This window comes from Mesorhizobium dulcispinae (assembly GCF_033977345.1).
Lineage (GTDB): Bacteria > Pseudomonadota > Alphaproteobacteria > Rhizobiales > Rhizobiaceae > Mesorhizobium > Mesorhizobium dulcispinae.
Map to the genome: position 1 here is coordinate 637,595 of NZ_JAVIIY010000002.1, position 10,654 is coordinate 648,248.

Here is a 10,654-nt window from a genome sequence, read left to right on the forward strand (position 1 = left end):
TCGTTTCAATCCAGGCCTTGGATCGACGGTGCTCATCGCAGCCCGGGAGACGCTTGTTCTTCCTTGTCAACGCGCGGCGCGGCCCGCTCGGGTAGACCGGCCCTGCGAAGATTCTTGCGGAAATGTTCGAGGTAAACGGCATCACCATAGGGCGCTAGCTTCTGATCAGTCCATTTTTCGAGCGTGGCTCCGGCATCGAGTTCGAGCGCGCGTTCCACAGACTTCCGGGCCCGCTGCAGGTTCCCGCAGGCGGCGAAGCTGGCAGCCTGATAGATGCGCACGATGGCGCTATCCAGCGAACGCAGACTGGCAAAGGTGGCGATAGCCTTGTCATAGTGGCGGGCATCGAAATAGATCTGCCCCAGTTGAGAAGTGTACCATTCATAGTGATACGGATTGAGCCGCATGGCCTTCTGTGCCTGCTCGATGCCCTGTTCCCCCCTCCCTACATAGCTCAGGCAAAGCGCATAGTCGGTCGTCACCTCGGCGTCGTTGGGATTGCATTCGAGAGCCTTCCGGAACGCCTCAAGCGCCACGCCATGATTTGCTGTGTACAAATGGTAGCTGGCGAAGGCCCAATGGGACCAGGAATCGCCATCGTCGCAGGCAATTGCCTTGACTGCCCATCGGCGGGCCAATTCCATCGAGACGTCGTAGTCATCAGCCCAGCCGAAACAAGCGTCGACCAGATGACTCAGCGCCATTTTGCTATAGGCCTTGGCAAGTGTGGGATCGCATTCAATTGCCCTGGCCAGATACTCCCTGGCAAGGCTCTCTCCCTCCTTGTTGAAACGACAGGCATCAAGGGCACGCTGGAGATAATCCAGGGCAACAAAACTCTCGAGCCCGGCAGACTTGGTTCGGGCGCGCCAGGCCTTGCCGAGCCTGCCGCCATAGCCGGATGCAAGCGTGCCGACGATCGTCCCGGTGATCTCATCCTGGACCTCGAAGATATCGGTCAATTGCCGGTCATAGGTTTCTGTCCAAAGCTGCCGGTTGTCCGTTCCGTCAACAAGTTGGACTGAGACGCGGATGCGATCACCAGCCTTCTGAACACTACCCTCTATGATGTAGCGAACTGAAAGTTCACGCGCGGCCTCAGCCGAGGTCACCGTCCGGTTCCGATAGGCCAGGGTTGAAAACCTGTCGATGACGAACAACTCGTGAAAGCGCCCAAGGTTGGCAACAATGTTGAGCGCCAATCCTTCGCAGAAAATGTCTTGCTCCGCATCGCCACTCAAATTGGCGAAGGGAAGTATGGCGATGGACGGTCTGGACGGCGCCGTTGCCTCTGCCGTAGCCATAGAGGGCTTGGGACCGGCATATTTATAGCCGCGACCATGCACGGTCACGATCATCTCGGCGGACAGCAGCTTTCGGAGCGCCGAAATGTGGACCTGCAGCGTGTTCTCCTCCACCACCTGGCCCGGCCAGACCGTAGCGAAAAGTTCGGTTTTGCCGATCACGTCATCCGGCTTGTCGAGCAGTGCGGCGAGGATGTCGAAGGAGCGAGCCGAAAGCTCAACCGGCCCATTCGGCCCCAGCAGCTGCCGTTCGGCGCGTTTCAAACGATAGTTCCCAAACTCCAGGTCCATTGGCCAAGAACCCATCCCCTGGCGGCCAAGATAATCCAAGATGATCCTGAAGGCGAACTTCAGGCCGGTTCAGGACTCTTCAGGTTCGGGCCAAGGACCTGAGCGGGAAGCGGTGTCATTCTCACTGTTATGGGAGGACACCATGGCTGACATCCCTACCACCGCCCCGACTGCAGTGCGACGCCTCAACCTGCCACGGCTAAGCTTTCCGAGGCTTGCAATCGGCGCATCGCTCAACGCCATACCCGGTTTGTGGGGCGATGCGCTCAAAATGGCCTATGTGGACCCCTACGCCACCATTCATCGCCAGCCGCAGCGCGGACCGGACGATGATCTCGAAGGCCGAGATCCCGCCTGGTGACCTGCAAGTTTCCACTCAGCGCCGGACTCGGCCAGCCCGCTATTTGCCGGGGGCGGAAACCTTGTCCGTCGCGGCATGTCCGGGGCGGCGCACGGCCTTGATCTTGCCGCTGCTGCCACCACCGCAGAAGAAGCAGCCGCCGCCATCGGATTCCAGTCCCGACACACCTGAGGGCATCGCCACCTCCTGCAGCACGTCGCCCGTCTCGGGATCGATGCGCAAGAGATCGCCCTCCTCGCCTTCCCAGGTGGCATGCCAGAGCTCGCCATCGACCCAGGTGACGCCGGTCACGACGCGCTTCGATTCAATGGTGCGGATCACCTTGCCCGTTTCGGGATCGATCTGATGGATCTTGTGCGCCCTGTATTCGCCGACCCAGAGCGAACCTTCGGCCCAGGCCATGCCTGAATCGCCGCCATTGCCGGGGGCTGGAATGGTGGCGACGACCTTGCCGGTCTTCGGGTCTACCTTGTGGATGCGGTCCTCGGCGATCTGGTAGAGATGCTCGCCGTCGAAGGCGGTCCCGGCATGCGAGGCGACGTCGATCGATTGGACGATCGCGCCGCTCTCCGGATCAAGCGCCTTCAGCTTGTCGCCGGTGGCGAACCAGACATTCTTGCCGTCATAGGTGACGCCGTTGACGCGCTCGGCGTCGGGAAAGGGGCCGTATTCGCGCAGGATCTCGGCAGCGGCTCGTTTCATTTTCGATCTCCATCTGAACAATGGCCTCAGCCTAGTCGCTTGGCAGCGGACCCGGGAGTAACAAGACGGTCGGGAATCCGGTCACCGGCGGCGTCATCCAGCGGCGCGCGCGGCCGCGACCTACCGCCTGCACCTTATTATTGGCCGAAAGCGCTTCCAGCGCCCGCTGCACGGTGCGCGGGCTGGCGCCGAGCGCGATCGCCAGCGCCGAGCTGGACCACGACTCGCCGTCGGCCAGGAAGGCGAGCACCGCGCCATGCTCTTCCTCGACAGGCGGAGCCAGCACCACGACCTCGGCGGCTTCCAGCGGCATGAGCGCAAAACCGGCCGCCGTTGCGTTGACTTCTGCAAGCACGCCAAGTTCGGCGCGCAGCCGCCCCATCTCGACCCTGAGCCGCGCGCGATGCGATTCGTCGGCGTGCCTGGCGCGGAAGGCGCGTCTCAGCAGCATCTCCCGCGACGCATCAGCCGGCCAGGCTTCGGCCAGCGTGCGCGCCAGCGCAAACAGCACCGGCCGCGTCGCCAGCGATACGACCGTGTCGGCTTTGCGCACGACATTGCGGCAGGCGTCGATGACGAGCGCTCTGGATGCGAGCAGCGCCTCGACCTCGTCGAGCTGGAGCGGCTTTTCCAAACCCTTCGCCACGAGCCGCGCGACGGGCGTTTTCAGCACCAGCGACGCGCTTTCGACTTCGGCCTTCAGCGCCGGAATGTTGGCTTCGTAAGCTGCGAGCGCCGCGCGGCCGAGTGCGGCACGCGCAGCCTTTGTCCGCAGCCGCCTGACCGCGATTCCGGCGGCCGCGAGCTCATGCGCGACGCGCGCGACCGGCGGCAACGGCGCCGGATCGAAGCCGGCGAGCAGACGCTCGGCCTCGTCGAGCCGGCCGATCAGGATCAGGCGGCGCGCCTCGAGGCTGCCGGCATAGGCGGCATTGACCCGGTCGCCATGCGCTTGAAGCGTCGTTCTTGCGCTTCGCAACGCCTTCTCCGGCCAGCCGAGATCGCGCGAGACCAGCGCGATCTCCGCCTCGGCGACGACGCAGCGGGCGCGCGCCACCGCCTCCTTCGGACTGAAGGCGCGGGCGGCGCTCTTCAGCAGCGCCTTGGCCTTGGCGAAGTCGCCGAGCTGCGCCATGGCGATGCCGCGCAGCGCCAGCGCCGGCGCATCGTCGCGCAGCGCGACGCGTTTCAGGGCGCCGAGCGGGTCTCCCGACGCCAGCGCGCGGCCGGCGGCATTGATCAGCGAGTCCATCTCAGGCTCACCGAGAGAAATCCCGTCACACTTGTAACTCTCACCATCGCGCTGTCCGGCCCTATGTCTGTCCGCGTCACCCTCAACCAACCGAAAGAACGGGACAAGAGCAATGACCCAGCAAATGCACACACCACCGGTCGTTTCGCCAGAAGCCTGGGAAGGCGCATACGAAGAGATGCTCGTGAAGGAAAAATCCCTCACCCGCGCCCGCGACGCTTTAGCCGCCGAACGCCGCCGCATGCCGTGGATGGAAGTTAAGAAGGACTACGTGTTCGAAGGCCCGAACGGCAAGGCGAGCCTGCTCGACCTGTTCGAAGGCCGCCGGCAGCTCGTCATCTACCGCGCCTTCTTCGAGCCGGGCGTCTATGGCTGGCCGGAGCATGCCTGCCGCGGCTGCTCGCTCGGCGCCGACATGGTCGGCAACCTCGCCCATCTCAATGCCCGCGATACCACGCTTGCCTACGCCTCGCGGGCGCCGCAGGCCGACATCCAGCGGCTGAAAGAGCGGATGGACTGGAAGATGCCCTGGTACACCATCACCGACAGCTGGGACAAGGATTTCGGCGTCGACGAATGGCACGGCCACAACGTCTTCATCCACGACGGCGACCGCATCTTCCGCACCTACTTCGTCAACAACCGTGGCGACGAGGCGTTCGGCACGGTGTGGAGCTATCTCGACGTCACGCCGCTCGGCCGCCAGGAAGTCTGGGAGGATTCGCCCAAGGGCTATCCGCAGACCCAGACCTACAAGTGGTGGAACTGGCACGACAATTACGAGGAAGGCGCCGCCCCCGACCAGCGATGGGTCGAGGTGTCGGACGCCGGAGAGGCGGCGTTCCGCAACAAGAACGCCTGAGCGTGAAGCGACTCCGGCGGCGCCAACCGCGCCGCCGGAGCCGATCTTTCCCGAGAGCCTGACCAGTTTGGAAGGTGGAGATCATGAGCATCGACAATCCCGCCCCTCGCCCGGCTGGCTTGCAAGGCCTCGGCCTCGCCGACTGGCTCTGCCTCGCGGCGGCGCCCACCTTTATGATCATGGCGCTGCTCACCGCTGCCTATGGCGGCCAGGACATGATGTGCATGTCCGGCCCCGGCGCCTCCGTGCTCGGCGGCATGGTGCCGATGTATCTGCTGATGGCCGCCTTCCATCTGGTGCCCTGGCTGCGGCTGGCGGCGAGGCGGGGATAAGATTTGATGTGCGGCTAGTGACCGCCGTACCAAGTGCCCGCTAAGCGCCAGAAGCGACCGGTTGCCAGTAGTTCTCGAATGACCGGAGCGAGGCCGGTAGCGGGCTGGCAGCTCAGGCTGCGAATCTCCAAGAGCTGACACTACGCTCGGCGTTAGCATCGTCATGACCTGACCCAATCACGATGCTCACTCCGGCCAAGTGGAATGTCTCGATTTGGCGCGCGATTCCAACATCGGCGAACGAAGTTGTGACCCGCCATTCGAGTGAAGCGTCGCTTCGCGATTGCGCTGCAATAACATCCGAGACACTCGCGCTTACCGAAGGGGCTGTCGGCTCTGGCAGGATTAGCGTAAGCTAATGCCCACAAGGGGTGCACACATGCACCGTGTCATCGCCATAGCGATCGTCGTTCTCGCGGCCGTGTTCAGTTCCGCGAGGGCCGAGGTGCTGATCGGGGTCTCGTCTGCCATGACTGGACGGCTTGCCTGGATCGGCGAGCAGGGGCAGCGCGGCGCGGAGATGGCGGTGGCTGACGTCAACGCGGCGGGCGGCGTGCTCGGCCAGAAGGTGAGGCTCATCTCGGTCGACGATTTCTGCGATCCCGAGCAAGCGGTCGCGGCCGCCCAAAAGCTGGTGGCTGACGGGGTGGTGTTCGTTGTCGGGCATTATTGCTCCGGGGCCTCGATCCCCGCATCAAAAGTGTACGAGGAGGCGGGCGTCGTCGAAATATCCCCAGGCTCGACCAATCCGCAGCTGACCGAACAGGGCCGTGCCAATGTCTTCCGCACCATTGGCCGCGACGACGCGCAAGGGTTCATCGCCGGCAATTACCTTGCCGATCGCTGGGGCGACAAGAAGATTGCAATCCTTCACGACAATTCGACCTATGGGAAGGGTCTCGCCGACGAGACCAGGAAGCAGCTGCACAAACGGGGCGTGACTGAAGCTGTTTACGACGCATACGCGCCCGGGAAGGACGACTATTCAGCCGAGGTCGCTGCGTTGCAGACCGCCGGCGTCTCAGTCTTGTATGTGGGTGGGTATCATGCCGACGTTGCGCTGATTGCTCGCGCCGCACACGACCGTGGCTACACGGTTCAGCTCATATCCGGAGATTCCTTGGCTACCGAGGAATTCGCCCTGATCGCAGGCTCAGCGGCGGAAGGCACCCTGTTCACCTTCCCGGCGGACCCGCGGCGAAATGCCGGCGCGGCCGCGATCGTGGAGCGGTTCCGCGCGGAAAACTTCGAGCCCGCGGGCTACACGCTGTTGAGCTACTGCGCGGTCCAGGTCTGGGCCCAGGCGGTCGCGAAGGCAGGTTCGCTGGAACCGAAGGCGGTCATCGCGACACTGCACAAACAGGAGTTCGACACCGTCATTGGCCGCGTCGATTTCGACGACAAGGGTGACCTCACGAGGCAGAGCTGGGTTTGGTACGTCTGGCGCGGCGGGGAGTACGTGCCGGTCGAATAGGGTTCGCCGAACGCCGGCGTGCCGCCTGAGACGTCTAGTCCGATGCAGACCAGTGTGGCTGGATTGTTCCGACTCACCGCGATGCTTGAACGCCTCGGCATACGCGGCCGGCTGTTGTTTGCCTTTTTTGGGATCAGTGCCCTCGCGGTGCTGGCAACCGCTGCGGCGCTTTATGCCTTCCTTCAAGTCGGCGACGTCGTCAACCGAATTACCACGGATCGGGTGCCGTCGGCGCTGTCCTCCCTCCAGCTGTCGCGCCAGGCAGAACGGGTCGCTGCAGCCGCGCCGTCGGTGCTGGCGGCGACAAGCAGGGCTCAGCACAGCGAGGTCTCGGCTGCCGTCGCGCTCGAGATGTCCCGCCTCGAGGCCCTGCGCACGGACCTCAGGGACGCCACGCTGGGCACAGTGCCTTTGGCCGAGATCGAGGAAGCCGCGGTTGTTCTGAGGCGCAACCTGAAGGAGCTCGACTCTCTGGTTATCGCTCGCCTCGATGTGGTCGCCCGCAAGGAAGAGCTCCTGAACCGCCTCACCGCGACGACGACCGGAAGCCACCGCCTTCTGGCCACCGGCATCCTGGTGGTGGATTCCAGGCTCCCGCAATGGCGGGCGGTCGCGGCTGATACGTCGCTGTCGCCCGATCGACGCGCAGCGGCAATTGCCGACATGGTCCAGGCGATCGCGGCTTACATCCCCCAGCAGAAGGCACAGCTGGAGATCTCGGCGGTCAACGACGCGCTGGTGAAGGCCGCGACCGCGCCGACGCAAGGCGATCTGGCGTTGATTCTGTTTCCGCTGCGCCGCTCGCTTGCCGCTCTGGAAACGGCTTCCTCGGAGATCGACGTTAAGCTGCAGACCCGTTTCCGGCAGCGGGTGGACGAGTTCAAGGCACTAGCCGATGGCGAGAACAGCATCCCGAAGGCTCGGGAGGAGGAGCTTGCGGTCCTCGCGCAGGGCGAAAAGCTTCTGGCCGAAAACAATCGGCTGTCGCGCAGTCTCACCGCTGCCGTCGACCGTCTTGTCGCAGCAGCGGATCGCGAGATCACTGCCTCCGGTCGCGAAGCCGCACTCGTCCAGCGCTACGGCACCGGAGTTGTCCTCGGCTCCGCCTTTCTCAGCCTGTTGAGCTCGGTTCTGGTCGTCTGGCTCTATGTCGACCGCAGCCTTCTCGCCCGTCTGGGAGCGGTGAGCCAGGGGATGCTCGCCATCGCGGGCGGCGATCTTCGTGCGCCGCTGCCGGCCGCGGGCAGCGACGAAATCGGGCGCATGGCCGAGGCGCTGAGCCTCTTCCGGGATACCGCTGTCGAGGTCGAGGAAAAGAACCTGCGCGACGTTGCAGAAGCGCGCCAGCGGCTGGTCGATGCCATCGAAAGCATTTCCGAAGGTTTCGCTCTCTATGACGGAGAGGACCGGCTTGTCCTCAGCAACAGCCGCTACCGCGAACTGCTATACGCCGGTCTGGAGGCCGAGCTAACCCCCGGCACGGCATTCGAGGAGATCATTCGCCGATCCGCCGAGCGCGGCTACATCAGGGATGCCGAGGGGCGGGTCGATGAGTGGGTCGCCGAGCGCCTGCGGCGGCACCGCAACCCTGGCGAACCATGGGTGCAGCGGCGGGGCGACGGACGATGGATCATGATAAGCGAGCGGCGGATCAGCGCCGGCGGCACCGTCGCCGTCTATTCGGACATCACCGAGCTGAAGCGAAGGGAGGAGAACCTCGCCGAGAAGTCCGCTGCCCTAGAGGCGCTTTCCAACAAGCTGGCCAAATATCTGGCGCCGCAAGTGTACAGCTCGATATTCACCGGCCGCCAAGACGTTAGAATCGCCAGTCAGCGCAAGAAGCTGACAATTTGCTTCTCCGACATCGCCGGCTTTACCGAGACCACCGACAAGATGGAGTCCGAGGATCTCACCCAGCTCCTCAATCACTACCTGACGGAAATGTCGAAAATCGCGTCGGATCATGGTGCCACGATCGACAAGTACGTCGGCGACGCGATCCTGATGTTTTTCGGCGACCCTGAGACGCGCGGCGTCAAGGAGGACGCGCTGGCTTGTGTGCAGATGGCGCTTGCCATGCAAAAGCGGATCAGCGAGCTCACCGAAGTCTGGCGGGACATGGGGATCGAAACACCGCTGCGCTGCCGCATCGGCATCCATACCGACTACTGCACCGTCGGTAACTTCGGCAGCGAGGACCGGATGGACTACACGATAATCGGCGGCGCCGTGAATCTCGCCTCGCGCCTGGAACAGGAGGCGGCACCGGGGGCCATCCTCATTTCCTACGAGACGTTTGCGCAAGTAAAGGACACGATCGATTGTGAGGAGATGGGCCACGTCCAGGTCAAGGGGATCGCCTATCCCGTTGCCACTTACCGCGTCATCAATCTGAAGGCCAATCTAGCGGACGCTTGTCGCGCCGTTCGAACCGAGCTTCCGCACTTCAGGCTGGAACTTGAACCGGAGCTGATGTCAGCCGACGAACGTGGCGGCGCCGCCACTGCGCTTCGAGATGCGCTGGATCGGCTTTCGCGCAAGCCCGGGCAGTAGGGCTTGGTTCACTTCCTGGCCGATCGCAGACAGAGGAGGAGATGAGAAAATGTCCGTGGACGCGGGACCGAGAAAAGTGGACGCCGAATATGCGATCGAGTACCTCCAGGAGCATCCGGAAGCCGGGCTTTGCTGCGAGGATCGTCGCTGCTGGATCACGCCGAACGCAAACGAGACCGAGCAGCGGATCCTGCTCCTTGATGTGGTTGAGGCTGACCGGCTCAAAGATGATCCTCGCCTTCGACTCGTGTCCGGAATCGCTCATGCGGGCCGGTCGCTCTGGGTCGTTCGGAGAATGACATAATTACGACGCGGCAGCGCGGATCACCCTGACCCGCCGCTTTGCCTTCCGCTCGTCATCGCTCAATAGCCCGGCTCGTGAAACACCATCGGGTGAAAACGTTTCCCTGGTGGGAACTGGCGTCCGCCCTCTCCGTGCTATAACGCCCTCTCCGTGCTATAAATGGACTATCGACGCCGACCTTGACGCCGTCCTATGGCCGACCGCCATTTCAGCATGCCCAAGCATGCATGTGCCGCACATGGGCTCAAGCAGGAGGGATCAGCATGTCAGAACGTCTCAACACAGGCCCGCTGCAACCTGGCGAAACGGCGCCCAATGTCGTGCTCGACGCGATTACCCGCGAGGGCAAGATCGCCATCGACGATTTCCGAGGCGAGAAACCAGTGCTGGTTGGGCTGTACCGGGGTCTCCATTGTCCTTTTTGCAGGCGCCATATCGCCATGCTTTCGCAACTCACCCCAGCCCTCAACGAAAAGGGCATTGAGAGCCTGACAGTGGTCAACACGCCCATCGAGCGGGCGCGCCTCTATCTGCGGTACCATCCGATGCTCGGCCTACTCGCGGCATCCGATCCGGAGCGAACTTCACACCGCGCCTTTGGATTGCCGAATATGCAGATCACCGAAGATGAGAGCGCATGGCCGCAAAAGGTTTCGATGAGCGATGTGAAGTCGATACGGGTCGACTTGCCGGGCGAGATGCCGGAACCGATGGACCCGTTTGCGGCGCTCGAATATCTGAACAAGAAGGACAGCTACGATATCACGGAAGCGGATCAACAGATGATGGCCACAGGCATTGGGCAGCTCGTCGGTCAGTTCTTGCTGGACCGCGATGGCGTCGTTCGCTGGACTTCCAACGAGGTACTCGATGGCGGCCTATTCGGCGCCCCGAACACTCAGGAGTTGATGTCGGCAGCGTCGCAAATCGGAAGGTAAGGCGCAGCTTCGGCAGTGGGGCTAGGCGGAGAATTACGCGAAGTTTGCGGCCCTATGTACCTCTCTTGATGGCGGCTTTCCACCTTGCGCCATGGCTAAGACTGTCGGCCGGGCGAGGATGAGTTTTGACAAGCTGTACAAGCCCAACGCCCACTACATGCCACTAGCGTCGTTCACTACCGATGTCGAATGACCGCAAAAGGCCGAAGAACGAACCCGCTGCGCGGGATGGGCGCATGGGGTGAGGTAGAGATCACGAGCCGGGGGTCGCGCTCGCATTG

9 protein-coding genes and 1 pseudogene are annotated in these 10,654 nt (G+C 63.1%); 7 read left to right on the forward strand and 3 right to left on the reverse strand.

Going from position 1 to position 10,654, the window contains the following annotated elements; all coding sequences use genetic code 11:
- Nucleotides 1-32: 32 nt before the first annotated feature.
- Entirely contained in the window at nt 33-1,595 is a 1,563-nt protein-coding gene (locus RFN30_RS07860; protein ID WP_320261533.1) for a winged helix-turn-helix domain-containing protein, read from the reverse strand.
- 142 nt (nt 1,596-1,737) lie between these two features.
- On the opposite strand from RFN30_RS07860, the gene RFN30_RS07865 reads away from it, so the two are divergent.
- Nucleotides 1,738-1,956: a hypothetical protein gene (locus tag RFN30_RS07865; protein ID WP_320261534.1), complete on the forward strand. Its 219-nt coding sequence runs from the start codon at nt 1,738-1,740 to the stop codon at nt 1,954-1,956.
- A gap of 39 nt (nt 1,957-1,995) precedes the next feature.
- Here the strand turns inward: RFN30_RS07865 and RFN30_RS07870 are convergent, their stop codons facing one another.
- Both RFN30_RS07870 and RFN30_RS07875 read right to left on the reverse strand, forming a co-directional pair.
- The gene (locus RFN30_RS07870; protein WP_320261535.1) at nt 1,996-2,658 is read right to left on the reverse strand and encodes a Vgb family protein; all 663 of its coding nucleotides are present in this window, start codon (nt 2,656-2,658) and stop codon (nt 1,996-1,998) included.
- A 31-nt stretch (nt 2,659-2,689) separates the two neighbouring features.
- Nucleotides 2,690-3,910 (reverse strand): helix-turn-helix domain-containing protein, encoded by a 1,221-nt coding sequence (locus RFN30_RS07875; RefSeq protein ID WP_320261536.1) that lies wholly within the window; start codon nt 3,908-3,910, stop codon nt 2,690-2,692.
- A gap of 112 nt (nt 3,911-4,022) precedes the next feature.
- On the opposite strand from RFN30_RS07875, the gene RFN30_RS07880 reads away from it, so the two are divergent.
- The 6 genes and pseudogenes from RFN30_RS07880 to RFN30_RS07905 all read left to right on the forward strand — a co-directional run bounded on the left by RFN30_RS07880 (nt 4,023) and on the right by RFN30_RS07905 (nt 10,373).
- On the forward strand, nt 4,023-4,772 hold the full coding sequence (locus RFN30_RS07880; RefSeq protein ID WP_320261537.1) for a DUF899 domain-containing protein: 750 nt from the start codon (nt 4,023-4,025) through the stop codon (nt 4,770-4,772).
- A 134-nt stretch (nt 4,773-4,906) separates the two neighbouring features.
- Nucleotides 4,907-5,104 (forward strand): annotated as a pseudogene (locus RFN30_RS07885) (hypothetical protein); the annotation flags it as partial.
- 379 nt (nt 5,105-5,483) lie between these two features.
- A complete protein-coding gene (locus RFN30_RS07890) occupies nt 5,484-6,578 on the forward strand; it encodes a branched-chain amino acid ABC transporter substrate-binding protein (protein WP_320261538.1) in 1,095 nt (364 codons plus the stop codon).
- A gap of 81 nt (nt 6,579-6,659) precedes the next feature.
- Nucleotides 6,660-9,131: an adenylate/guanylate cyclase domain-containing protein gene (locus tag RFN30_RS07895; RefSeq protein ID WP_320261559.1), complete on the forward strand. Its 2,472-nt coding sequence runs from the start codon at nt 6,660-6,662 to the stop codon at nt 9,129-9,131.
- A gap of 49 nt (nt 9,132-9,180) precedes the next feature.
- Nucleotides 9,181-9,435 carry a hypothetical protein gene (locus RFN30_RS07900; protein ID WP_320261539.1) on the forward strand — a complete coding sequence of 85 codons (255 nt, stop codon included), beginning with the start codon at nt 9,181-9,183 and terminating at the stop codon, nt 9,433-9,435.
- A gap of 263 nt (nt 9,436-9,698) precedes the next feature.
- The gene (locus RFN30_RS07905; protein WP_292357882.1) at nt 9,699-10,373 is read left to right on the forward strand and encodes a peroxiredoxin-like family protein; all 675 of its coding nucleotides are present in this window, start codon (nt 9,699-9,701) and stop codon (nt 10,371-10,373) included.
- Nucleotides 10,374-10,654: the final 281 nt, after the last annotated feature.